Genomic DNA, 23926 nt, shown 5'->3' with positions numbered 1-23926 from the left:
GAACCTTTGCTTGAGCCGCCTGGGGGCCCATGCTAGCGCAGGTCCATGCTTGACCTCCGGTTGATCCGCGAACGAACTGATTGGGTCAAGACAGAGCTTTCCAAGGTTGGCTGTCCGCCAGAAGATGTGGACGCCGTGATCAGTGCTGACACGCGCCGGCGCACTCTGTTACAGCGAGTCGAGGCCCTCCGCGCGCGGCGTAGCGAGCTCTCCCGAGCGATTCCGAAGCTCTCTGCAGAGCAACAGGAATTACGCAAAGCAGAGGTGCGAGCACTGGGTAGCGAACTCGCGCAACTAGAATCCGAACTTGAGAAAGCTGAGCGAGAACTTGAAGAGAAACTTTTGCTGCTGCCGAACATTCCCGACCCCTCAGTCCCGGTAGGGCGAGACGAGCGAGATAATCAGATTGTCCGTGTTGGCGGAGAGCCGCCGCAGTATTCCTTCACACCAAGGCCCCACTGGGAGCTGGGGCCTGCGTTAGGGATCATTGATTTTGAGCGTGGGGTGAAAATTTCAGGTTCACGCTTTTATGTACTCCAGGGCTGGGGGGCGCGACTGCAACGAGCGCTCATCACGTGGATGCTTGACGTGCACACCCGCGATCATGGCTATTTCGAGATCTACCCTCCCTACCTTGTTCGACGAGAGTGCCTTGTGGGCGCCGGCCAGCTCCCCCGCTTTGCCGACAACATCTATCACGACGCAGAAGACGACCTGTGGCTCATCGGCACGGCCGAAATTCCTCTGACCAACCTTCACCGTGACGAGATTCTCGACGGAACTCGGCTTCCGTTGTCCTATGTCGCATACACAGCGTGCTTTCGCCGAGAGAAAATGTCTGCCGGGCGAGACGTACGGGGCATCAAACGAGGTCATCAATTCGACAAGGTAGAGATGTATAAGATCACCACTCCGGAGGACTCTCCGACCGCGCTCGAACAAATTGTTGCGGACGCGGAGGACATCGCCAAGCGTTTAGGCCTTGCGTACCGTGTAGTGCTCATTTGTACGGGCGACTTGGGTGCTGTTGCTGCAAAAAAGTACGATCTCGAGGTGTGGGCCCCCGGGTGTAACGAGTGGCTGGAAGTGAGTTCTTGTAGCAATTGCACGGACTACCAAGCCCGCCGTGCCAACATCCGCTTCCGACGGGCACCTGGGCACAAGCCCGAGTTTGTCCACACACTTAACGGTAGCGGACTCGCACTGCCCCGGATCATGATCGCTCTTTTGGAAACTTACCAGCAGCCGGATGGAAGCGTGCTGATTCCAGAGGTGCTGCAGCCGTATGTTGGTGCAGACCGAATTCACCCTCCTGTCGGGTAAACACTGCCAAGTTCTTAAACAGCAGAAGCAAGGGTCGCCGAGCAATATTTTGCGGTCCGGGGCCGTGCCGTACGAACTGGCCCAGCCCCGGACCACCCTGTCATCTTAGCGCAGCCAAAATACCAGGTCGGTCGTGACGCGCCAGGCGAACAGATCCTCGCGATCGGTCAAAGGGGTCTCGTACGCCGCCCCGAAGTCAACACCGGCAACGCGCCCCACAAGGGTTGCGTCGTCGATCAATCGATATCGAAATCCATAGGCTTGCGTCACCACGCCACGACCACTTGCTCTTTTCGCGCCAAGGTTAAAGAAGTCAAAACCTTCTTGGTCGATTGGTAGTCGGCGGCCACCGTCAAGTCCATGCACCCAGTTGACCTCAATCAGAGGGTAGAACTTGCCGATTCGATAGTCTACGTGCACCGACGTATCCCAGAACGAGGTGTCATTGCCGGAAATGGGGAGGCGACCGCCGGTATACGCGATCAAGTGGAGGTTCTCGTACACCCAGCCGGCACTTAAGAACGGATTCAGCAGACCGTCGCCGCGACCTTGAAACACATCCTTATCCCCTGACGGTGCCTCATATCGGATCCCAGCACTTCCCAAGACTCCCAGGCTTTCCTCGTCGAGAAGGTTGTATTTAAAGCCAAGTGCAACGTTCGCCCATCCGTTTTTGCGTGGAAGTACCGCATCCGGCTCTAACCACACATAGCCATCCTTCGTTGCGATGAATCCCAACCTGTCAGTCAATGCCACGCGCAGTTGCACAGCCGCGACCTTCGCATTTCCACCGCTGCTCACAAACTGGTCGCTAATTTCATGGTATACAAAGATTGGCCGGACCTCCGTCGTCACTCGAGGGTCTTCAAAGAGCGTCGGGTTGGAAACGGGACTTATTAAATCATCGAATCCCTTGGCCCAGGTATCTCTTGCAACACCGGTTGCCAATAAGAGTCCGGTAAACATCAAGACCATCCTGCTTGTCTTCGTCCTCATCGGCCACCTCCTTTTGAAAAGGTCTCCCTTTCTCCCCCGTGCAAACGGAGAGCCACGAGGTTACGTGCCTCCCCTGCAACGAAGACGTGAAGGCCTCTCCCTTCCGAGAGGAACCTTCGAACCCGCGGTTATCAATTTGAAGAATCAGGAAGGTCCTGAAGCTACGGGCAACTCGCACGAGAAACTTCGCTTCCTTTCTTCCACACGCTAAGAATGCCTCGAGTCATGCAGCGCGAGGGGCGTTTTCATCTAGTGGCACCTTTTGAGCCCTGCGGCGACCAGCCACGAGCAATCGAGGAACTGGTTGCAGGCATCCAGAGCGGTCGGCGGCACCAAGTCCTGCTCGGGGTTACGGGCTCTGGTAAGACCTTCACCATGGCGCACGTAATTGCGCGCGTGCAGAAACCCACGCTCGTGCTTGCCCCGAACAAAACGCTGGCGGCCCAGCTCTACAACGAGTTTAAAGTGCTCTTCCCAGATAACGCGGTGCGCTATTTCGTAAGCTATTACGACTACTACCAACCCGAAGCCTACGTGCCGAGCACAGACACCTACATCGAGAAGGATGCGTCCATCAACGATGAAATCGACAAGATGCGGCACTCCGCCACCAAGGCGTTGCTTGAGCGCAACGACGTGCTCATTGTGGCCAGTGTTTCTTGCATTTACGGGCTCGGCTCTCCGGAAGCCTACTTCGAAATGCTCCTCTTCTTGGAGCGTGGCGCGTTTGCCGACCGGGACCAGGTGATCCGCAAACTGATCGAAATTCAGTACCAGCGCTCAGAGTTCGACTTCTACCGAGGCAGTTTTCGCGTCCGCGGCGACATCATTGAGATCTTTCCAGTATCAGAAGACAGCCATGCAATTCGCGTGGAATTCTTTGGCGACACAGTAGAGCAGCTCAGCGAAATCGATCCGTTGCGGGGAACTGTTCTGCGCCGCCTCGATAAGATCGCCATCTACCCCGCCAGTCATTATGTGACACACAGAGAACGACTCGAGGCGGCGCTGGTAAGTATCCAAGAGGAGCTCGAGCAAAGAGTTACAGAGCTCAAGCAGCAAGGCAAACTCCTTGAAGCCCAGCGGCTAGAGCAGCGTACCCGCTACGATTTGGAGTTGCTCCGCGAAATGGGCTTTTGCCCGGGAATCGAAAACTACTCTCGTCATCTTACAGGCCGTGCCCCAGGACAGCCGCCCCCTACCCTGCTCGATTATTTTCCTGAGGACTGGTTACTGTTCATCGACGAGAGCCACGTAACCGTCCCCCAAATCGGCGGCATGTACCGCGGGGACCGCGCGCGCAAGGAGACACTTGTCGAATATGGATTTCGTCTGCCCTCGGCACTCGACAACCGGCCCCTTAACTTTCAGGAATTCGAAGATCACTTAGCCTGGGTAATCTACGTTTCGGCTACACCAGGGGACTACGAAATTGCAAAGTCGGGTGGGGTGGTCGTCGAGCAGCTGATCCGGCCAACAGGCCTGATGGACCCAGAGGTTCAAGTGCGGCCAGCAAGTACGCAGGTCGATGATCTGCTTGAGGAAATTCGCAAGCGAATCGAGAGGAACGAGCGTGTGCTCGTCACCACTTTGACAAAAAAAATGGCGGAGGACCTCACCGACTATTACCAGGAGCTCGGCATCCGGGTTCGTTATTTGCACTCTGACATCGAAACAATCGAACGGGTCGAGATCATCAGGGACCTTCGGCGCGGCAAATTCGATGTTCTCGTGGGTATTAACCTCTTGCGGGAGGGGCTGGACATTCCTGAAGTATCTCTGGTCGCCATCCTCGATGCCGACAAAGAAGGATACTTGCGCTCTGAGCGGTCTCTTATTCAGACGATCGGCCGGGCAGCCCGCAACGCCAATGGAACTGTGATTCTGTACGCTGACCAAATCACTGAATCGATGCGCCGGGCCATTGATGAGACAAACCGCCGCCGTGCAGTGCAGGCGGACTACAATCGCGTCCATGGGATCGTTCCAAAGACGGTGGAAAAAGCCATCGCAGAGCCGCTGGTTGCGGTTACAGAAGCCGATTATGTCAACCTTGACCGTATCGCTGAGCCCGTCGGTGAATGGCGGGCTGTCGATGATCTTGCGGCACATATTGAACAACTCCGCAAGGAGATGAAGGCGGCAGCCCGTCAACTCGATTTTGAACGAGCGGCGCAGCTGCGGGACGAAATTCGCCGGCTTGAGGAACAAGAGCTTGCTTGGCGGAGCGTGTGATTGTACCGTGCACCGCTGCTCTGCGGCGATTGATTAAGGAACCGTAATCTGAAGCAGGAGGTTTAGGAAATGACTCCGCGCGTTTTCGTTTGGCTTGCGCTGTTTCTCGCGATCGGGCTTTTGGGGCGACCAGCCGTTGCGCAACCTGCGAAGGACTCGTTCCCGCAGTTTTGCGAAGAATGGATGCAGAAGCTCGCCGAGCGCGAACGTCGCAACCGCTCTCAGATAGCTTGGCAAGAGGAGCAAGGAGAGGTTCGAGGCACATACGTTGGGTACAGCAACCAACATCAATGTGTCTATAAGGAAAGCTCGGACGCCACACCGGTGGGGAAAATCACCTACCTGGAAGTCCGTTATGAAAAGCGGGGGGCCACCCGCGAGGAGGCGGAACGCAACCCACCTCGAGCAATCGAGACAACCGAGGTAACGGAGATCTTTCGCTATGCGAAAGGAAAGTGGGTTTACTAGGCGTTCCGGCCGAAACGTCGGCTAGCGCTTGTCCCACGCTCCTTTCGTTTTTGGCCATGAGCACTCGTAAGCGCTCGGCGAAAAAGGCTTGGTCCGGTCGCTTCGAATCGCCGACCGACCCCGTGGTCGAACACTTCACCTCCTCGTTTCCGTTTGACCAGCGGCTCTATGAGGAAGACATTGCCGCCAGCATTGTCCACTGCCGGATGCTCGCCAAGCAAAAAATTATTTCCCGACAAGATTCCCGCGCCATCGTCCGCGGCCTCCAGCGAATCCGGGAGGAGTTCCGCAAAGGAATATTCCCCGCTCAGGTCTCTGACGAGGACATCCATATGGCAGTGGAGAGACGGCTCTACGAGCTGGTCGGACCAATTGCAGGGAAATTGCACACGGCGCGCAGTCGTAATGACCAAATTGCCACGGACCTTCGGCTTTTTGTCCGACGCCACATCTATCAGACCGATGTTCGGGTACACAAACTTCAGCAAGCCTTCGCAGCTGTGGCCCGGCGTGAGTTGTCGACGGTGATGCCAGGTTTCACCCACCTACAACCCGCACAACCTGTTCTACTAAGCCACCATCTGCTCGCCTATGCGACCATGCTCGAGCGCGATCGGCAGCGGCTGCGAGATCAGTTGCCCAGAGTGAACGTGCTTCCACTAGGCTCCGGAGCTCTCGCTGGCACAACGTTCGACCTTGATCGGGACTACGTGGCGAAAGCACTAGGCTTCTCCGGGATCTCGACCAACAGTCTGGATGCCGTGAGTGACCGAGATTTCGTCGTTGAGTTTCTAGCCACTTTGGCTCTCATCGGGATCCACCTTTCTCGCTTTTGCGAGGATCTCATCTTGTGGTGTTCCCCGCAGTTCGGTTTCGTCGAACTGCCGGATGCGTTTGCGACAGGTAGCTCCATGATGCCTCAAAAAAAGAACCCAGACGTTGCAGAGCTGATACGTGGCAAGAGTGGCCGGCTGGTGGGCAACTTGGTCTCTCTTCTGACGGTGCTCAAAGGGCTACCCATGGCTTACAATCGGGACCTACAGGAGGACAAGGAACCTCTTTTTGACAGCGTAGATACCATTGAAGCAAGTCTGGAGGTGCTGGCGCGGCTGGTACCTGCGCTCCGCTTTCATCGGGATCGGATGCGGGAAGCAGCCACCGCTGGCTACACCCTAGCCACTGAGCTAGCTGACTACCTTGCCTCGAGAGGTGTCCCCTTCCGTGAGGCTCACGAAATCGTCGGTCGGATCGTCCGTTATTGCATCCGCCAAGGCTGCAAACTGGAACAGTTAAGCCTCGCGGAACTCCGTGACTTCTCTCCGCAGTTCGAAGCTGACGTCAAAGAGTGGCTGGACCCGCTGAGAGCTGTATCCCGCCGGAGGGTAGCGGGTGGCACGGCGAAAGAAAACGTGATCGCGCAACTCGATGCACTACGCCAGGCGGTCAGGAGCAAACGAGCGTGAGTGGGAGGCGAGAGTTGCTGTTATCGGCTCTGCTGGCACTCTTCTTTTTACTCACTGGCGGCTGCGCCCGACGTGCGCCTCTTCGTGCACCTGAGGAGATCCGCCCTGCGCCGGTGCGCGATCTTCAGGTTCGGCAGTTAAACGGCGAGGTAGAGCTGAGTTGGTCTCGTCCCCAAAAGTCGGAAGCAGGCAGACGATTAGAGGAGATTGCTGCATTCATCATTGAACGGCAGTGCCTTGGGCTCCAGGAAACGACTTTTTCTGCGTTCACCACAGTCGCCACTGGGGAGCGGGGACGATTTAGAAAGGTGGGTTCTTACCGCTATCGGCACGCGCTTGATCCAGCGTCCCTGCCCTGCCGTTATCGCGTTGTTTCGAAGACTTATGACGGATACCTTAGCCAACCGTCCAACGTTGTAGAGATCGGACCATGACTGTCGACCGAAATTGCTGGCCTTGGTTTACTTACCGAAATGGAGAGCTGCTGGCCGAAGATGTTCCTCTGCGCGAGATTGCCGAATCAGTCGGAACCCCTGTGTACGTATACAGCAGCACGGCGCTCGAGCACCAGATCGAGTCGCTCGGCAACGCCTTTGGTTCCACACCGCATTTGGTGTGCTACTCCGTCAAGGCAAACTCAAATCTCGCCATCTTAAAAACGTTTGCCAACAAGGGGGCAGGCTTCGACATCGTTTCCGGAGGCGAGCTCTATCGGGTTGAGCGTGCCGGCGGTGACCCGTCGAAGGTTGTCTACTCGGGGGTCGGGAAGACGGCCGAGGAGATTAGCGCCGCGTTAAACGCGGGGATCCTGTTCTTCAATGTAGAGTCGTTGGCCGAACTCGAATTAATCGACACGGTGGCGGCCGCGGTGGGGCGTCGCGCCCCAGTCGCGCTCCGCATCAATCCTGACGTCGACCCGAAAACCCATCCTTACATCTCCACCGGGCTGAAAAAGAGCAAGTTCGGAATTCCGATGGCGCAGGCCTTAGAAGCCTATCGCACGGCTGCGGGCTTCTCCCACTTGGAAATCGTAGGGTTAGATTGCCACATCGGCTCGCAGCTCACGGACGTTAGTCCTTTTCGAGAGGCACTCACGCGCATGCGTGAATTGTGGGAGGCGCTCCAGCGTCGCGGCTACGCGTTACAATACATCGACGTGGGCGGCGGTCTCGGCATCAGGTATCGGGACGAAACGCCCCCTTCGTTCGAGTCCTACGCCGAAGTCGTCACGCAATCACTGAAGCCATTCGCTGGTACCATTGTGCTGGAACCGGGACGGTGCTTAGTCGGGAATGCCGGGGTACTTCTCACCCGAGTACACTACTTAAAAAGCACGGGAGACAAACGGTTCGTCATCGTAGATGCAGCCATGAACGACCTCATCCGCCCTGCTTTGTACGGGTCCTACCAAGAGATCCTGCCCGTGCAAGAGTCCGCTGAAGGAACAACGGCTGTGGTCGACGTCGTTGGCCCAGTCTGTGAAAGCGGCGACTTCCTCGCCCGGGACCGAGCCATGCCACATGTTAAGGCCGGAGATTTGCTCGCAGTCATGAGCGCGGGAGCTTACGGGTTCGTAATGGCCTCTAATTACAACACCCGCCCACGGCCAGCCGAGGTTCTTGTTCGTGGTGAAGCTTTTGCTGTCGTGCGAGAACGGGAAACCCCCGCTGATCTCGTGCGCGGAGAAACTTTTCCCGAGTGGATTTGCTGAGGGCAGAAGTGCAACGCCTCCGTTTCACCAAGATGCATGGGATTGCCAACGACTACGTCTATGTCGACTGCTTCGTGCAACCCAAACCCGACGGCGCGGCCCTAGCGCGCGCGGTGAGCCCACGCCGCACCGGCGTGGGCTCCGACGGGGTGATCCTCATTCTTCCTTCCGTCACGGCTGACTGCCGCATGGAAATGTACAACGCGGACGGTAGTCGCGGCGAAATGTGCGGAAACGGCATTCGCTGTGTGGGGAAATACGTCTACGAGCGCGGAATTGCGAAGAGAAACCCGTTGCGGGTGGAGACCGACGCTGGGGTCAAGACGCTCTTTCTGTCAATCAACAACGACGACAAAGTCGATGCTGTCACTGTGGACATGGGCGAACCGATTTTGGACGCGCGCTCGATTCCCGTAGCTTTGGATCGGTCGCCAGTGCTCCGTTACCCGTTGCGCGTGGGCAACCATGAAGTCCAAATTACTGCGGTCTCCATGGGCAACCCTCACTGCGTCCTCCTTGTTCCGGATGTGGCCACGGCACCGGTCCACGAATTGGGCCCAGTTCTCGAGCACCATCCGCTATTTCCGGCACGCGTGAACGTAGAGTTCGTTGCTGTCACCAGTCCAGCAGAGTTACAAATGCGGGTTTGGGAGCGCGGCTCCGGAGAAACAGAGGCCTGTGGCACAGGGGCTTGCGCCGCTGTGGTCGCCGCTTCGCTGCTCGGCGTAACCGGGCGGAAGGTGGACGTGCAGCTTCGTGGCGGTATCTTGCGAATCGAATGGCGCGAAACGGATAACCACGTATATATGACCGGCCCTGCCGAAGAAGTATTTGAAGGAGAACTTCTCTGGCCAAGAACCGCGTATTGACAGCGGCAAATTCCGGAGGGCGTCGATGAAACTTCAAGGCTGTATGACAGCGCTGGTCACGCCATTCCGTAATGGCGCCATCGATTTCGAGGCCCTGGAGCGCCTGGTGGAAGCCCAAGTGCAAGCTGGGGTGAGCGCATTGGTACCATGTGGCAGCACCGGCGAAGCGGCCACGCTGACCCACGAGGAACACGCTGAAGTGGTTCGGAGGGTCGTGCGTTTTGCAAACGGGCGGGTGCCCGTAATCGCCGGGACTGGCTCAAACTCCACCGCCGAGGCAATTGCTCTTACACAAGCGGCAAAGCAAGCTGGCGCCAGCGCAGCCCTCTTAATTTCTCCCTACTACAACAAACCAACGCAAGAAGGCATCTACCAACATTACCGAGCCGTCGCGGAAGCAACGCGCTTTCCCTTGATCCTCTACAATATTCCCGGACGCACAGCGTGCAAGATTGAACCGGCAACCATAGCTCGCCTGAGTGAACTGGAGGAGATTGTTGGTCTCAAGGACTCGACCGGCTCGTTAGACGAGCTTCAGGACGTCCTTCGCTTGTGCGGAAGCCGACTTTCCGTCCTCAGCGGAGATGACTCTCTGACCCTGCCAATTTTGGCCGTCGGTGGGAGCGGCGTCATCTCTGTTGCCTCCAACTTAGTACCGGAGCGCTGCGTAGCCATGGTGCAAGCTGCCCTCGATGGGGATTGGGACAAAGCGCGCCAACTTCATTTTTCGTTGCTACCGCTATACCGTGCACTTTTTCTGGAAACGAATCCGATTCCTATCAAAGCGGCTCTCTCCATGGTTGGCCTATGCAGCGAGGAGTTGCGCCTGCCGTTGGTTCCCATGAGTGAACCGGCTCGCTCGCGCCTCCGTGCGGTTTTGCAGGACTACGACTTCCGAGTGTAAGGAAAGCTCATGACAACTGAGCTGATTGTTTGTGGTGCCGCCGGCCGCATGGGCCGCGAGATCGTCCGATTGCTGGCGCAGCATCGGGATGTCGTCCTCAAGGGAGCGATCGAGGCTCCTCACCACGCCTTACTTGGGCAAGACGCAGGAGTCACCGCCGGAGCCCCGGCTAGTGGCGTGGCGATCACGAGCGACCTAAGCCGGCTGATTACGCGCGATACCGTGGTGGTCGACTTTAGCTCGCCAGAAGCCACACTAGAGCACCTTCGTATCGCTGTGAATCATCAAGCGCCCATCGTAGTTGGAACCACCGGCTTTTCCGCTGCCCAGGAGGCGGAACTTGAGCGACTTGCTCCGCAAACGCGCTGCCTGATTTCTTCCAACATGAGCCTCGGGGTTGCACTCCTGACGAAGCTAGTCGAGCTCGGGGCGCGAGCTCTAGGCGATGGTTTTGACGTCGAAATCCTCGAGCTTCACCACCGCCATAAGGTGGATGCACCCAGCGGAACAGCTCTCTCTCTCGCTAGGGTCATCGCCCAAGCAAAGGGCCTGAGTGACACCACCTTTTGCTACGGGCGCGAAGGTCGCGTTGGCCCGAGACCTCGCAACCAGATTGGTATCCTCGCCGCGCGTGGAGGGGACGTTGTTGGCGATCACATTGTTCTCTTTGCTGGTAACGCGGAGCGGATTGAGCTTACCCACCGTGCCCAAAGCCGTGAGTGCTTTGCTCGGGGAGCGATCAGGGCCGCGGTTTGGCTCAAAAACCAACCAAATGGCCGATACACGATGCGTGACGTCCTCGGCCTTTGAGGGAAGCGTATCCGACTATGGGAGCGTTCATTCGCGAGCGTATGGTTCCAGTTGGGGAGCTCTCGGTGGGGCTCCTCGAAGCAGGCGAGCCGGGCAAGTTACTGCTCTGCTTACATGGCTTTCCCGACAATGCGTGGACGTTTCGACACCAACTCCCCTACTTTGCGGAGCTTGGGTACCACGTAGTGGCCCCGTTCCAGCGCGGTTACTTCCCGACAAGCGCATCTCCTGACGGGCGGTATCAAAGTGCAGTCCTTGCCCGCGACTTGTTGGCGCACATCTCAGCCCTCGGGTACGAAAGTGCTGATGTTATCGGACACGATTGGGGCGCGATCGGAGGGTATGGGGCTGCAATCTTGGAGCCGCAACGCGTCCGCCGTCTGGTGACAATCGCGGTGCCACACGGGCCAGCCGTGTTACAGGCCTTCCTCTCTGATTACGAGCAGCTCCGACGTTCTTGGTACATGTTCTTCTTTCAAACCCCATTCGCGGAGGCAGCCGTACGACACAACGACTTTGAATTCATTGAGCGCTTGTGGCGCGATTGGTCACCGAACTGGGACTTTCCCGGAGAAGTCTTGGAAAGCGTCAAGCAAACGTTTCGCCACGACGGGGTTCTCGAAGCCGCCCTCGCCTACTATCGCTGCACGCTAGATCCTTCCCGGCAAGACCCTGCACTAGCGGAAATCCAAACGACTTTGAGCATGGCTCCCGTGTGTGTGCCCACACTCGTGATCCACGGGGCGGAGGATGGCTGTATGGGAAGCTATCTACTCGAAGGAATGGAAGCGCTGTTCCCCGCAGGACTCGAAAAATACGTCGTCCAGGGAGCCGGACACTTTGTCCATCAAGAAAAGCCCGAGGCAGTGAATCAGCGGATCGCGCGTTTTCTCGCCTGACAGCCACGTCACGAACGGGCGCATAAGTCACCACCGTGTCCGGCGGGCTTCCAGGCCGGATTGGCTTGCGTTGCCCCGGCAATGTTGCCAAACGGACATCGCATATGTCCGTACAAAATCAGGTATTTAATGATTCGGAACGACGCAGCCTCTTAGCGATTGCCGAAGCCTTGATCCCAAGCGGTGGCCCGTTCCCGCTCGGTGCACGCGACGTGGATTTTCTTCCCAGCCTGGAAGAAGAACTGGCACAGCTCGAGCCGACCTTCCGAGATCAGGTCCGCTGGCTTCTCAAGGTATGGGAGTGGGGGAATCTGTTGTGGCCCCCTTTCAAACGTTTTTCCTCGTTGGATCTCCGCGAGCGTATTGGACGCCTGAGTGCCTCATATCACAGTCGGCACCTCCTACCACGAACCATCGCAGAAGCCCTCAAGCAGCTTTGCGGCTTTGCTTTCATGGCCACACCGCAGATGACGCAAGCGATGAGCGCCGCCACACAGTGTATTTCTGGCACGCCGGCTGCGACCGGCCCCCGCTTGCACCCAAAGCGATTTCCTGAACTCCGGGGCGACGTCATCGTTTCGTGTGATGTGTGCGTTGTCGGGTCGGGGGCAGGTGGAGCGGTCGTCGCCGCGGAGTGTGCACGTGCAGGCTTACGGGTAGTCGTCGTAGAGGAAGGCGACTACTACACCCAGCACGACTTCCAGGCCTCACCTTTTCGCAGGATGCTTCAAATGTATCGAGACCACGGTGCAACGGCGTCGCTCGGCCGGCCACCGATCCCGATCCCTTTGGGTAAAGCCGTAGGTGGAACTACCGTCATCAACTCGGGAACGTGTTTTCGCACGCCCGAACCCATTCTGAGGCTCTGGGAGCAGCAATATGGTTTGGAGGGGTTCGACGAAAAAAGCATGTCCCCCTATTTCGATCGGGTGGAACACATACTCCACGTGCAGCCCGTGCCCTGGGAAATCATCGGTAACAATGCGCTCGTTTTCGATCGTGGTGTTCGTGTCCTAGGGCTCCACGGTGAGCCGCTCAGGCGCAACATCAAGGGCTGTCGGGGGTGTGGTGTCTGCGTTTTCGGTTGCCCGAGCGATGCCAAACAAGCAATGCATCTCAGCTACCTGCCGATCGCTGAACGGGGTGGCGCCACCATTTACGCACGCTGCCGCGTTGACCGCCTGATCGTCGCAGGCAAACGCGTGCGCGGAGTGGAAGCGAGGATTCTTGGTCCTCGCACGGACTCGCAACCGCACGGGAGGCTCCGAGTTTTTGCCGAGAGCGTGGTACTCGCGTGCGGCGCCCTGCACACCCCCACTTTGTTGCGCCGTGCAGGGCTCGGGCTACGAAGTGGCCAACTTGGTAAGAATCTAGCACTTCATCCGGCAATCGGGGTGACGGCGACCTTTAAGGAACCGCTGCACCATTGGAACGGCACCTTGCAGTCCTACTTTGTAGACCACCTCCATCTTTCGGACGGAGTGATGATCGAAGTCACAACCGTCCACCCCGCGATGGCTCTTAGTGCGGCGAAAGCAGTCGGCTGGGAGCTAAAGGAATTTTTAGCCGATTTACCTAATCGGGCCTCTGCCGGGCTTTTCGCGTCTGATTCCCGCTGTGGTGAAATCTCCTTTCTTCCTGGCCTCCGGCGGCCATTAGTTCGCTACGACCTGAGTCGCTTTGACGTTGTTCGGCTCTTACGCGGGATGGCCCTCGTAGGCGAAATTTTCTTTGCAGCCGGCGCCGTGGCCGTGCACACAAACCTGCCCGGACTAGAGCGAGTCGACAACCCGAGAGACCTCCGTGTGTTGAGGGAGTCGCCTCGTTGGGATGCAAAGGACCTTCATGTTGCCGCTTTCCACCCCGTGGGAACGTGTCGGATGGGGCCTCAGGGAAATTCCTCAGTGGTGGACCTCAAAGGAAGGGTTCATGATGCAGAGGGACTTTACGTGGCGGACGCGAGCTTGTTCCCCACATGCCCCGGAGTGAATCCTCAGGAAACAATTATGGCGCTGGCTACCAAAATCGCTGAGGGGATCAGTGGCCGCTTAGCCAACTAAGTTACAAGCGATCGAGCACGCGCTGGACGAATTGTTCCAAGTCTTGCACAATTTCGCCCTCTAGTACTTCGCGACCTTCGGATTCACGAAAACTAGGGAAGAGTGCGTGTTTGCCTCTCTCCATCAAGAAGGTTGCCAAGCCCGCATTCCGGCCCCCCAGCAGGTCTTCGACGTACATATCACCCAGATGGACGGTTTCATCAGCTTGAACTCCAGCTCGACGTAGCGCGCGGACGAAGATCCGTTTGTCAGGCTTCCGCACACCTTCCGCTGCGGAAACGACGACAAAGTCCAACCGGTCTAAAAGATCGAGCCGCTCTAAAAGAACCGGCATATTGGAGGGGGCATTAGAGGTCACCCCGACGCGGAGTCCTTTTGCGCGCAGCATCCTCACAGCATCCTTGACGTCCGAAAAGAGGCTCCAGTGCTCGGGGTTCCAGAAGCGACGAAAGAATTCTCCCAACAACGCCTCCCTTTCCCCACATACCCCTAGCTGTTGAAAGACCAGCTCGCCTAAGAATCGGAATTGTGCATTGAACTGCTCGTCAGAGTCGGAGTACTCGACTCCCTTTCGGAGCTCCTCCTCGGCGCGCTGCTGCCCAACACTCCAGACGGAGCGTACGAATGATTCAATTGCAGCGGGACTGGCTACGGTCCCGGCTTCTCCGCATACCTCGGCCAAGATCTCCCACATCGATTGGCGTGGATATGCCAGGGTCCAACCGAAGTCCAACGACACAGCACGGATCGGCATGCGGAGCACAAAGCATACGGTATCGATCTCGTCTAGATTTTGGATGTCCGCATTCAGCGCTCCCGGCCTTGCGCCCATGTCGTGAGAGTCTATCGAGGCTGACTCATATGCTCTGGTGGAAGGCAGTGATCCTCGGGATCGTTGAGGGTGCCACGGAGTTTGTACCCGTGTCATCCACAGGTCATCTGATCCTCGTGTCAGCGATTGTCGACTATCCCGAACCGCAGCGGGTTACGTTCGAGATTTTTATCCAGTTTGGCGCCATTCTGGCTGTCGTCTGGCTGTACCGCCATCATTTGTGGTACATCGTCGCTAACGCAGCCAGCAACCTTCAGGCACGCTCGTTCCTAGGGAAGCTCGCATTGGCCTTCGCTCCCGCGGCGGGCATTGGCTTCTTGTTTCATCGCGTCATTGAGGCCAGCTTCTTTAATCCAACTACGGTGGCCTATGCCTTGATCGGCGGGGGCATCGTTTTGGCCTTGGTGGACCGCGGGAGAAGCCAAAGGCACACTTTGGAACTCGAGCAGCTCACCTGGAAACAAGCTTTCTACGTCGGGCTTGCGCAAACGTTCTCCTTGGTTCCCGGCGTTTCCAGAGCAGCAGCTACCATCGTTGGCGGTTTGCTTTCAGGATTGAGTCGTCCGGTTGCGACGCAGTTCTCATTTTACCTTTCCATCCCCACTCTAGCGGCGGCTAGCCTCTATAGCCTGTTCAAGGCGCGCCACAGCCTCGTAATGGACGACGCATTTGCGCTGACCGTCGGCTTTGTCACTGCCTTTTTGGCCGCTCTGCTGGTGGTCAAGGGATTCATCCGCTTCGTCCAACATCATAGCTTCCTTCCGTTCGCGCTTTATCGCGTCGTCTTAGGAGCGATCGTGCTCCTTTACCTTGCTTCAAGCTGAGTTTCGGGCCAAAGGGCTGCAAACGAACTGTGAGGAGATGTGGATGAGCTTGCTGCAACAGCTCTTTCGAGTGAAGCCAATTGCCATGTTGCGGGCCGACCTTGAGGGAGAAAATAGGCTGCGCCGTGCACTTGGCGCGTGGGCACTCACCTCGCTGGGTGTCGGCGCCATCATCGGTGCTGGTATTTTCGTCCTTACCGGACTCGCGGCACATCAACACGCCGGGCCGGCGCTGATCCTGTCTTTCGTTATCGCCGGACTCGGCTGTGCTTTCGCAGCGCTCTGTTACGCAGAGTTTGCAGCGATGATCCCCGTGGCTGGAAGCGCATATACCTACGCCTATGCAACACTAGGCGAGCTCCTCGCCTGGATCATCGGCTGGGACCTCATCCTTGAGTATGGCATGGCATCCGCCACGGTCGCGCACGGCTGGTCCAAGTACTTCTTACACCTCCTGGAACTCTTCGGAATTCACATCCCGACCGCGATCGCTTCTGATCCATTCAGCGCCCCTGGAGCGTACTTCAACCTTCCAGCCGCGGTGATCGTGCTCGTGGTCACAGCCGTTCTCGTGGTGGGAATCCGGGAAAGTGCGACCTTCAATGCCGTAATGGTTGCGGTGAAACTCGCCGTGATCCTGTTCGTTATTGCTGTGGGAGCGTGGTACGTTGACCCCAAGAACTGGTCCCCATTTTTGCCCTTCGGCTGGAAAGGCGTGGCCGCAGGAGCTGCCTATGTGTTCTTTGCTTACATCGGCTTTGACTCTGTTTCCACTCAAGCCGAAGAGGCACGGAATCCCCAGCGCGACGTCCCCATTGGAATAATTGCTTCGCTCGCCATCTGTACTGCGTTGTACATTGGAGTCGCCGCCGTCCTTACCGGTATGGTACCTTACACAGAAATTGACGTGGACGCCCCTTTAGCAGCCGCCTTCGCCCGTTACGGTTACAACGCCGCTGTACTGATCATTTCAGTGGGTGCCGTTGCTGGCATCACAAGTGTTCTCGTTGTGCTGATGCTCAGCCAGCCCCGCGTGTTCTTCGCCATGGCGCGCGATGGACTCCTCCCCGAGGAATTTTTTGGACGCGTCCACCCGCGTTTTCGGACGCCCCATCGTTCGACAATCTTGACGGGGCTCGTCGTGGCAACCGTGGCTGCGCTCCTGCCGATTCAAGCCCTCGCGGAGATGGTGAACATTGGCACTCTGTTTGCCTTTGTGGTCGTTTGCACAGCAGTTTTGATCATGCGGTACACGAACCCGAACCAACCCCGGCCGTTTCGGACCCCGCTGTTCCCGCTCGTCCCGATCCTGGGGATCCTCTTCAATCTGGGCATGATGATTTCCCTGGGCTCCCACAATTGGATGCGCCTGGGCATATGGCTTTTAATCGGGCTCGTCATTTATTTCCGCTATAGCCGGTACCACAGTCGGCTGAATCGAGTTGCATCGACCCGTCCTGCTACTCTGAGGGTTCGATAGATCGCGCGCCACCCATGAGGCCGCTTCATCTCAATCAGCGCCGCCGCGAGGTCCAGAACTCGAAGGTCGAATTTGTCCGTGTTCTTGGTTTGTGGGATGCAACCGCGATTGTCGCTGGGTCGATGATCGGCTCGGGGATTTTTCTTGTCAGCGCGGACATTGCCCGGGTTGTCGACGCGCCAGCGTGGCTGCTCGCCGTGTGGATCGCCACGATGTTGCTCACCCTAGCCGCAGCGGTGAACTACGGAGAGCTGGCGGCCTTGTTCCCGAAAGCCGGAGGACAATATGTCTTCCTCCGAGAAGCCTACGGATCCCTGGCGGGCTTCCTGTACGGTTGGACCTTATTCACCGTTATCCAAACTGGAACGATAGCGGCCGTGGCCGTCGCCTTTGCGAAGTTCTCCGCAGTGTTCACTCCTGACCTGTTGCAAGCAACAGCTACGGGTTTCTTCGCCATCGATGGTCAAAGGTTCCTAGCAATCGTCGTGATTGTCATTCTCACGGTCGTGAACTGCGTCGGTCTGCAGGCCGGCCGCTGGGTACAAAATGTCTTCACGGCAGCGAAGGTAGGATCTCTTTTGGCTGTGGTACTGGTTGGATGCGCGGCAGGGCCACTATACGGACACGGGGCAGTAAACTGGGCTTACTTCTGGGGCCGCGAACCACTCGATTTCCTCACTATACTGCCGTTGCTTGGCGCCGCTATGGTTGGGGCGCTTTTCTCTGCAGATGCGTGGCACAATGTGACATTCACCGCTGCTGAAGTAAGGGATCCTGAACGTAACATCCCGGCCAGTCTGTTGTTGGGATCCGCCAGCGTGACACTGTTGTATGTTCTCGCTAACGTTGCTTACCTGAGTGTTCTGCCCCTTTGGGGTAGCCCTGCGGGAGCAACGGCGATCGAACGCGGAATTCAGTATGCGGCAAATGACCGAGTGGCCACGGCTGCCATGGAGGTGCTCCTTGGTCAGACTGGGGTTTTAGCGATGGCGGCCGCGGTACTGGTGTCCACCTTTGGCTGTGCCAACGGACTCATACTCGCGGGAGCCCGAGTATACCAGGCCATGGCGGAGGACGGCCTATTTTTCCGAGCTGCTGCGCTCCTCAACACGAAACGAGTTCCAGCCGTCGCTCTCATGCTTCAAAGCGTATGGGCTACCGTCCTAATCTTGTCGGGCACCTATAGCGATTTGCTGGATTACGTCATCTTTGCTGCGTTGCTTTTTTACGCCCTTACAGCCGGATCTGTTATCGTACTCAGAGTCAAGCATCCTAATCTACCCCGACCGTACAGGGCGTTTGGTTACCCTTGGCTTACCTGCCTCTATATAACGGTTACACTCGCCATTTTGATCGACCTCCTCGTGGTCAAACCGCGCTACACCTGGCCTGGGCTGTTGATTGTCGCGGCCGGGATTCCAATTTACTTCATCGCGCGCCGCTCAAACTCAGAAAACGCCGGCAGCTTGACATAATCCATTTATCCAGAGAAGCTCCGAACCAATGCCGCGAGATCGATTCGGCCGTGCGATCAACTATCTCAGGATTTCGGTGATTGATCACTGCAACTTGCGCTGCGTCTACTGCATGCCGCTTCAAGGGCTTCGTTTAACCCGGCCAGACGAGCTGCTCACCGCCGAGGAAATCGAAAAGGTTGCCAAAGCCGCCGCCATGATTGGGTTCTCCAAAGTTCGTATCACGGGGGGCGAACCAACGATGCGGCCGGATCTCGAAGACATTGTCCGGCGCATAGCCTCGATCGAGAGCATCACCGATTTGTCGATGACGACCAATGGTATCCTTTTGCCTAAGCTGGCAGAGCGGCTTCGTCGCGCCGGCTTGCGGCGAGTCAATGTCCACATCGACTCCCTGCACAGTGGACGCCTCCAGCGGGTGATGCGCTTCGGTACCGTCGAGGAGATTTGGGCCGGCTTGGAGGCAGCCCAAAGAGCGGGTTTTGCTCCTATCAAACTCAACGCAGTTGTGACGCGCGGCTACAACGAAGACGACGTTATCCATTTAGCCCAGCTAACCGTAGACAGGGATTGGCACGTACGATTCATCGAACTCATGCCGTTGGGAGGCGGTGAAGAAGCACGCATCGCGGTTGCACACTTCGTCTCGAACGAGGACACGTTACGGCGGCTCGAGCTGCACTTTGGCGCGCTCGAGCCCGTACCGTCTTCAAACCCAGCCGACGAGGCGGTCTATTACCGTGTGCCCGGTGCTCGTGGCCTGATCGGCTTGATTAGTCCCGTCAGTCGCCCTTATTGCGGCACTTGTAATCGGATGAGACTCACTGCGGATGGTAAGCTACACCTCTGCCTTCTGCACGACGACGAAGTCGACGTGCGTGGCTTGTTGCGGGCGGGAGCGTCTGCCGAAGATCTAGCCGAAGTCATTATGGTCGGCGTGAAACGGAAGCCGACAGGGCACTCGCTCCAACAAGGCATCGCCCCAGCTGACCGCTCGATGTATCAGATTGGCGGCTAGAGCACGGCCGAGCAGAAACCTGAGGATAGTGGGAATGGCTGACAACGACGTCCTTCTCTTTGAGGTACGCCACGGGGTAGCCTGGGTGACACTGAACCGTCCTCGGGTGCTCAATGCGCTTTCGCGATTGCTGCGTGCCGAGCTGGTGCGAGCCTTCGAACAAGTGGACAGGGACCCCGCCATTGGTGTGGCAATAATTACCGGTGCTGGGCGGGCTTTTTGTGCGGGCTTAGATCTGAAGGAGCTCGGCGGCAGCCCGACTGAAGAGACACAGGCAGCGGTAAGCGAGCGTGACGTTGTGGCCGTTATGGAGCGTTGTCGTAAGCCGATCATCGGCGCGATCAACGGCTTTGCGATAACGGGCGGCTTCGAGTTGGCGCTCGCCTGCGACATCTTGATCGCGTCTTCGGAGGCACGCTTCGCTGACACGCACGCACGCGTCGGGATCATGCCAGGGTGGGGATTGAGTCAGAAGCTCTCTCGCCTCGTCGGCATCTACCGGGCGAAGGAATTGTCCCTCACCGGTAACTTCATCGACGCTCAGACCGCCTTCGAGTGGGGGTTAGTCAACCGCGTCGTGGAACCGTCGCAGCTCCTCAGCACATGCGAAAAAATAGCGCGCGACATTTTGTCCTGTGACCAAGAGCTTGTGCGGGCGTATAAAAATCTGATCGACAGCGGCTTTAGCCTCACCTATGCCGCAGGGAGAGCACTGGAATCAAACTGCTCCCGGGCCTTTTCTCGCAAGCTCTCAACGTCCGAAATCGAAAATCGTCGCCGAGCTGTGCTGGACCGAGGCCGATCGCAGCTCAGCTGAGAGGTTTCTGCTGGGCAAGTCGGTAGAGCTGCCGCGCCAGCCGCTCCACACGGGCTTTGAACTCGCTTGCGCAACCAACTGAGGCCTGGAGCCTCGCAAGGAGGGCACTCTTCCGTTCAAGCCAACGATTGCGGCCATCCCCGACAACCACCGAAGCACACCCTTAGCTAGTTGCGGCCATTCGCGCGCCCAAGGTACGTTTACCGGACGTAACTGGAGTTTCCCTCAATGGGCTAGCTGCAGCGACGAATTTAAGCAGAGTAACAAGCGTAGTCGAGCAAACTTATGCATGTGGCTGGGCAAGTAGGCCGACGGTTCGCAGCTCACCTAGTCGTGTTTCTAATGGCGTTTCCGGTAGAGGCTAAATGGCAGGGTCCTGTCCACCCTGTGATTGCTCAACCATTTGGCGCCGATTTGCGACAGCAGATCAGGCGACAAGGGATTCTGTTCGGGCTGTCCTACCAAGAGGGGCCCCCTTTCGAAGTACTAGACAGCTACCCTGGCATCCCGTTTGACCTCAAGAATCCTCCGAACCCGACGATCGCAGTGGGCACGAACGAGATTCTGTTGGTGACGAACGGGACCGTCCGGGTAACTTCTCGGGATGGACGCCTCATCGCTGAAACGACCCTGCAGACCTTCTTTAGCCCCGTGTCTGCACCCGGAGACTTTCTCACGGATCCGCGCGCCATTTATGACAGCGGGCGATTTTGGCTTGTGGTTGCTGCCCGACGTGCCCAACCATTCGCCTCCTTCCTGCTCCTTGCGGTATCGGCGGGACCAACCGCAAGCGAACCATGGTACTTCTATGCTCTCGACGTCAACACAGAGGGAAGCAGGGGTTTTATTGACCTGCCTTCAATCGGAACGGACCGGAACGCGGTGTACCTGACAGGTAACGTGTTCGACGTGGATCTGTTGGAGTTTCAAGGAGCACGCATTCGCGTTTTGAGAAAAGATCCGTTACTCCGAGGAGAGCCGGCATCCTATTTCGATTTTCATGGACTACAGGTGGCGGGATCGTTTGTCTTCCACCTCCACGCCGCTCAGGCTCTAGATGACTCTCCCGCCGGATACATCGTCAACACCCGATTCCCAAATGCGTGCACGCTCAATATCTGGCGGATCATCGTGCCGGCCGCCGCTGATCCTCTGCTCACCGGTCGGGAGCTTCCTGTTGTTCTGCCTTGTGGGTCTCCGCCTAACGCGACTCAGCCGACAACAGGCACACGAATCGAAACCGGTGGTCCCCGCATTACGACCGCGGTACTGCGCAACAACTTCCTCTGGTTCGCCGCAACTGTGGGGGTGCCCGCTGGCGATGAGTTACTCGCGGCAATTCGCATTTGGCAAATCGACACGACTGGCTTTCCCAGCGCGACCCTCATTCAAGACTTCACCCATACCGCGCCCGGTGAGCACACATACTATCCCGCCCTCAGTGTAGACCGCGCCAACAATCTCTTGGTGGCGTACAACCAGTCCAGCATTGGTCGCTTCGCTTCACTTTTCGTCGGGGGCCAGCGTCGTACCGCCCCCCGCAATCAGTTAACCGACGTCCTAGCCTTACGCCCAGGGCTTGCCCCCTTTGTTTTGCTGGACTCCCAAGGACGGAACCGCTGGGGGGATTACAATGCGGTTGCCACAGATCCCGTGGACGACACCTTTTGGATTTTCGGCGAATACGCTGACGAAACAGAAAACCGATGGGGCACTTGGGTCAGCCACATCGCATTTTTCTTGCCGACACCCACTCCCACTCGCTCCGCAACCCGAATACCGACCAAGACAGCTACAGCGAGTGCCACGGCCACAGCATCGCTGACACCGACACAAACCCTCACCGGGACACCAACGAGCAGTCCAACACGCACCCCCAGCTCCACCGCAACCCGAACTTTATCTCCCACCAGGACACCGACTCGCACTTCCACGCGAACTGCCAGTCCGTCGCCATCCTTTTCACCCACTGCCACGCTTTCTGCTTCTCCGACCGCGACCGGCACTGCGACCCCCTCGCGTAGCCCAACACCCTCGAGCTCGCCCTCACGCACGCCGACCAACACATCGACCACCACATTTACGCGAACAGCCACCGCGTCTCCCACGATAACTCCAACGCGCACGAGCTCGCGCACCCGGACAATGACCCGTACGACCACCCCTTATCCCACTTCGACACCCACCCGGACGGCGACAACAAATCGTACCATTGGTAGTTCAAAAACCGCCACGCCCTCCCCCACCCCTTCCGAGGACATGGCACCACCGCCGAGCCCAACCCTCACCACGGCAACATCCTCCCCGGCGTTACAAACCCCGTCAGCCACTCACTCACCCATCACGCCATTGCTCACCGCCACTTCCCTTGGCACTCCGCAGCCGACCGTGACAGAAACACCGACTCACGCAACCCCGATCGTCACATGGAGCCCTACAATTGCGGAGGAAAACCCCACGCAAACCGCATCCCCCTCGTTGTCACCGACTACCGGAGGCCCTACCGCCACAACAACAAACAGCCCAACTCCAACACTCGCCTCGAGTAGGATCCCATCCCCCACTCCCTCAGCATCGCCTAGCTCAACCCAGCCCCCCCGTGCGACTTACACTTTCACTTTCACCGTCAGCCCGACGGTGTCACCCTCAGCCACCGCCACCCTTTCGCCGAGCAGCACCGCAACCATGAGCACCACATCGACACGCACCTCTACCATCACAGCGACACGCTCGCCTACCACAACGCCCTCTCAAAGCCCTTCGGGAACTCCCGCACCGTCGGCGTCAAGAACGCCCTCTGCCACCGCGTCGCCTGCCTCGACTCCCTCAACCACTAATAATACTGTCAGCCCAACCAGAACAGACTCCCCAACATGCAGTCCGACTCCTTCGCTCACCCCTTCCCTTAGCCCATCCACCACAGCGACTCCGACGGCCACACCTAGCTTATCCGTAACGCCAACGCTGACGTCCCCCCCCTCGCCAACGAAAACACCAACTGCCACGCCATCCCCACAAAACCCAGCGGACTTAGACGGCGACCGGCGAGTGACAGAAGCAGACGTACTGCTATTGGTCGGGCAGCTTTTTACGCCAAGGGCTCTTTCCCGAAGCGCGGACCTGAACAACGACAGCCGTTTGTCCAGCGCAGACCTTGTGTTCTTGGTCAGAGCACTTCAGGCGCCACGAGGCCTCAGTGTCGCTGTTTCAAACAATTTATAGGCACTGGGTAGGGTACACTCCACAGAAGGATTCAACAGCGCCAAGAATCCATCCGGGCTGCCCTTTAACGATGCCCGGGGGCCGAGAATCGGTACACCGCTTCAGACGGGCTTCACGACTCTAGAGAGCGACGTTCGCGTCGGTCCTCTTTTGCTTCCGAGCGTTCCGTGAACTCTACGATGGATATGGGAGCGGCGTCTCCCACCCGGCGACCGAACTTCAGCACTCGCGTGTATCCGCCGTTCCGTTGACTGAACCGCGGAGCCAACTCGTCAAAAAGCTTTTTAACCGCCGCTTTCGTCCGCAACACCGCTGCGGCCTGCCGACGCGCGTGCAGCGTGCCCCGTTTTCCTAACGTAATCAAGCGGTCAACCACCCGACGAAGCTCCTTGGCTTTTGCGTCCGTGGTCTTGATCTGTTCCCGCTCTACAAGTGCTGTTGCCAAGTTGCGGAGCAACGCCTTACGATGAGCACTCGTCCGACTCAACTTGCGACCGGCCTTCAGATGCCTCATTTTTCA

The 23926-nt window shown here is 57.8% G+C and carries 22 protein-coding genes; 16 read left to right on the top strand and 6 right to left on the bottom strand.

Going from position 1 to position 23926, the window contains the following annotated elements:
* Positions 1-45: 45 nt before the first annotated feature.
* The gene (gene serS / locus N3C12_03065) at positions 46-1323 is read left to right on the top strand and encodes a serine--tRNA ligase (protein ID MCX8071422.1); all 1278 of its coding nucleotides are present in this window, start codon (positions 46-48) and stop codon (positions 1321-1323) included.
* 105 nt (positions 1324-1428) lie between these two features.
* On the opposite strand, the gene N3C12_03060 is transcribed toward serS, so the two are convergent.
* On the bottom strand, positions 1429-2319 hold the full coding sequence (locus tag N3C12_03060) for a hypothetical protein (GenBank protein ID MCX8071421.1): 891 nt from the start codon (positions 2317-2319) through the stop codon (positions 1429-1431).
* Positions 2320-2544: 225 nt separating this feature from the next.
* Between N3C12_03060 and uvrB the strand changes: the two genes are divergently transcribed.
* From uvrB to N3C12_03010, 10 genes are all read left to right on the top strand, one after another.
* Positions 2545-4554, top strand: coding sequence for an excinuclease ABC subunit UvrB (uvrB, locus tag N3C12_03055; GenBank protein MCX8071420.1), 2010 nt, complete (start codon positions 2545-2547; stop codon positions 4552-4554).
* 69 nt (positions 4555-4623) lie between these two features.
* Positions 4624-5022 (top strand): hypothetical protein, encoded by a 399-nt coding sequence (locus N3C12_03050; GenBank protein MCX8071419.1) that lies wholly within the window; start codon positions 4624-4626, stop codon positions 5020-5022.
* A 56-nt stretch (positions 5023-5078) separates the two neighbouring features.
* Positions 5079-6485 carry an argininosuccinate lyase gene (gene argH, locus N3C12_03045; protein ID MCX8071418.1) on the top strand — a complete coding sequence of 469 codons (1407 nt, stop codon included), beginning with the start codon at positions 5079-5081 and terminating at the stop codon, positions 6483-6485.
* Positions 6482-6919, top strand: coding sequence for a hypothetical protein (locus N3C12_03040; protein MCX8071417.1), 438 nt, complete (start codon positions 6482-6484; stop codon positions 6917-6919). Before argH ends, N3C12_03040 begins: the two co-directional genes overlap by 4 nt.
* Positions 6916-8196, top strand: a complete 1281-nt coding sequence (lysA, locus tag N3C12_03035) for a diaminopimelate decarboxylase (GenBank protein MCX8071416.1) — start codon at positions 6916-6918, stop codon at positions 8194-8196. The genes N3C12_03040 and lysA overlap by 4 nt, the downstream gene beginning before the upstream one ends.
* 32 nt (positions 8197-8228) lie before the next feature.
* Positions 8229-9065, top strand: a complete 837-nt coding sequence (gene dapF, locus N3C12_03030) for a diaminopimelate epimerase (protein ID MCX8071415.1) — start codon at positions 8229-8231, stop codon at positions 9063-9065.
* A 25-nt stretch (positions 9066-9090) separates the two neighbouring features.
* Entirely contained in the window at positions 9091-9969 is an 879-nt protein-coding gene (gene dapA, locus N3C12_03025; GenBank protein ID MCX8071414.1) for a 4-hydroxy-tetrahydrodipicolinate synthase, read from the top strand.
* A 9-nt stretch (positions 9970-9978) separates the two neighbouring features.
* A complete protein-coding gene (dapB, locus tag N3C12_03020) occupies positions 9979-10779 on the top strand; it encodes a 4-hydroxy-tetrahydrodipicolinate reductase (GenBank protein ID MCX8071413.1) in 801 nt (266 codons plus the stop codon).
* A 17-nt stretch (positions 10780-10796) separates the two neighbouring features.
* Positions 10797-11678: an alpha/beta hydrolase gene (locus N3C12_03015; protein MCX8071412.1), complete on the top strand. Its 882-nt coding sequence runs from the start codon at positions 10797-10799 to the stop codon at positions 11676-11678.
* A 104-nt stretch (positions 11679-11782) separates the two neighbouring features.
* Entirely contained in the window at positions 11783-13738 is a 1956-nt protein-coding gene (locus N3C12_03010; GenBank protein MCX8071411.1) for a GMC family oxidoreductase, read from the top strand.
* A 1-nt stretch (position 13739) separates the two neighbouring features.
* Here N3C12_03010 and N3C12_03005 read toward each other — a convergent pair whose 3' ends face one another.
* Complete coding sequence (locus N3C12_03005; GenBank protein ID MCX8071410.1) at positions 13740-14570, bottom strand: HAD-IA family hydrolase; 831 nt, start codon at positions 14568-14570, stop codon at positions 13740-13742.
* A 29-nt stretch (positions 14571-14599) separates the two neighbouring features.
* Here N3C12_03005 and N3C12_03000 point away from each other — a divergent pair, with 29 nt between their 5' ends.
* From N3C12_03000 to N3C12_02980, 5 genes are all read left to right on the top strand, one after another.
* Entirely contained in the window at positions 14600-15394 is a 795-nt protein-coding gene (locus tag N3C12_03000; GenBank protein ID MCX8071409.1) for an undecaprenyl-diphosphate phosphatase, read from the top strand.
* An 85-nt stretch (positions 15395-15479) separates the two neighbouring features.
* Positions 15480-16874: an amino acid permease gene (locus tag N3C12_02995; protein MCX8071408.1), complete on the top strand. Its 1395-nt coding sequence runs from the start codon at positions 15480-15482 to the stop codon at positions 16872-16874.
* Between the two features lie 14 nt (positions 16875-16888).
* Positions 16889-18349 (top strand): amino acid permease, encoded by a 1461-nt coding sequence (locus N3C12_02990; protein ID MCX8071407.1) that lies wholly within the window; start codon positions 16889-16891, stop codon positions 18347-18349.
* A gap of 28 nt (positions 18350-18377) precedes the next feature.
* Positions 18378-19367, top strand: coding sequence for a GTP 3',8-cyclase MoaA (gene moaA / locus N3C12_02985; GenBank protein ID MCX8071406.1), 990 nt, complete (start codon positions 18378-18380; stop codon positions 19365-19367).
* A gap of 34 nt (positions 19368-19401) precedes the next feature.
* Positions 19402-20184 (top strand): enoyl-CoA hydratase, encoded by a 783-nt coding sequence (locus N3C12_02980; GenBank protein MCX8071405.1) that lies wholly within the window; start codon positions 19402-19404, stop codon positions 20182-20184.
* A 1628-nt stretch (positions 20185-21812) separates the two neighbouring features.
* On the opposite strand, the gene N3C12_02975 is transcribed toward N3C12_02980, so the two are convergent.
* From N3C12_02975 to rplQ, 4 genes are all read right to left on the bottom strand, one after another.
* The gene (locus N3C12_02975) at positions 21813-22346 is read right to left on the bottom strand and encodes a hypothetical protein (GenBank protein MCX8071404.1); all 534 of its coding nucleotides are present in this window, start codon (positions 22344-22346) and stop codon (positions 21813-21815) included.
* Positions 22347-22790: 444 nt separating this feature from the next.
* Positions 22791-22925 carry a hypothetical protein gene (locus N3C12_02970; GenBank protein ID MCX8071403.1) on the bottom strand — a complete coding sequence of 45 codons (135 nt, stop codon included), beginning with the start codon at positions 22923-22925 and terminating at the stop codon, positions 22791-22793.
* A gap of 9 nt (positions 22926-22934) precedes the next feature.
* Positions 22935-23189, bottom strand: coding sequence for a hypothetical protein (locus tag N3C12_02965; protein ID MCX8071402.1), 255 nt, complete (start codon positions 23187-23189; stop codon positions 22935-22937).
* A gap of 329 nt (positions 23190-23518) precedes the next feature.
* Positions 23519-23920 (bottom strand): 50S ribosomal protein L17, encoded by a 402-nt coding sequence (gene rplQ / locus N3C12_02960; GenBank protein ID MCX8071401.1) that lies wholly within the window; start codon positions 23918-23920, stop codon positions 23519-23521.
* Positions 23921-23926: the final 6 nt, after the last annotated feature.

The sequence above is a fragment of the Candidatus Binatia bacterium genome (genome assembly GCA_026415395.1).
GTDB lineage: Bacteria > Desulfobacterota > Binatia > HRBIN30 > HRBIN30 > HRBIN30.
Note: the sequence above shows the minus strand (reverse complement) of the source record. Positions and strands in the feature narration are given on the sequence as shown.

Excerpts from the sequence above, each read along its gene's own strand:
- serS (MCX8071422.1), top strand. The coding sequence starts at position 46 with ATGCTTGACCTCCGGTTGATCCGCGAACGAACTGATTGGGTCAAGACA.
- N3C12_03060 (MCX8071421.1), bottom strand. The coding sequence starts at position 2,319 with ATGAGGACGAAGACAAGCAGGATGGTCTTGATGTTTACCGGACTCTTA.
- uvrB (MCX8071420.1), top strand. The coding sequence starts at position 2,545 with ATGCAGCGCGAGGGGCGTTTTCATCTAGTGGCACCTTTTGAGCCCTGC.
- N3C12_03050 (MCX8071419.1), top strand. The coding sequence starts at position 4,624 with ATGACTCCGCGCGTTTTCGTTTGGCTTGCGCTGTTTCTCGCGATCGGG.
- argH (MCX8071418.1), top strand. The coding sequence starts at position 5,079 with ATGAGCACTCGTAAGCGCTCGGCGAAAAAGGCTTGGTCCGGTCGCTTC.
- lysA (MCX8071416.1), top strand. The coding sequence starts at position 6,916 with ATGACTGTCGACCGAAATTGCTGGCCTTGGTTTACTTACCGAAATGGA.
- dapF (MCX8071415.1), top strand. The coding sequence starts at position 8,229 with ATGCATGGGATTGCCAACGACTACGTCTATGTCGACTGCTTCGTGCAA.
- dapA (MCX8071414.1), top strand. The coding sequence starts at position 9,091 with ATGAAACTTCAAGGCTGTATGACAGCGCTGGTCACGCCATTCCGTAAT.
- dapB (MCX8071413.1), top strand. The coding sequence starts at position 9,979 with ATGACAACTGAGCTGATTGTTTGTGGTGCCGCCGGCCGCATGGGCCGC.
- N3C12_03015 (MCX8071412.1), top strand. The coding sequence starts at position 10,797 with ATGGGAGCGTTCATTCGCGAGCGTATGGTTCCAGTTGGGGAGCTCTCG.
- N3C12_03010 (MCX8071411.1), top strand. The coding sequence starts at position 11,783 with ATGTCCGTACAAAATCAGGTATTTAATGATTCGGAACGACGCAGCCTC.
- N3C12_03005 (MCX8071410.1), bottom strand. The coding sequence starts at position 14,570 with ATGGGCGCAAGGCCGGGAGCGCTGAATGCGGACATCCAAAATCTAGAC.
- N3C12_03000 (MCX8071409.1), top strand. The coding sequence starts at position 14,600 with ATGCTCTGGTGGAAGGCAGTGATCCTCGGGATCGTTGAGGGTGCCACG.
- N3C12_02995 (MCX8071408.1), top strand. The coding sequence starts at position 15,480 with ATGTTGCGGGCCGACCTTGAGGGAGAAAATAGGCTGCGCCGTGCACTT.
- N3C12_02990 (MCX8071407.1), top strand. The coding sequence starts at position 16,889 with ATGAGGCCGCTTCATCTCAATCAGCGCCGCCGCGAGGTCCAGAACTCG.
- moaA (MCX8071406.1), top strand. The coding sequence starts at position 18,378 with ATGCCGCGAGATCGATTCGGCCGTGCGATCAACTATCTCAGGATTTCG.
- N3C12_02980 (MCX8071405.1), top strand. The coding sequence starts at position 19,402 with ATGGCTGACAACGACGTCCTTCTCTTTGAGGTACGCCACGGGGTAGCC.
- rplQ (MCX8071401.1), bottom strand. The coding sequence starts at position 23,920 with ATGAGGCATCTGAAGGCCGGTCGCAAGTTGAGTCGGACGAGTGCTCAT.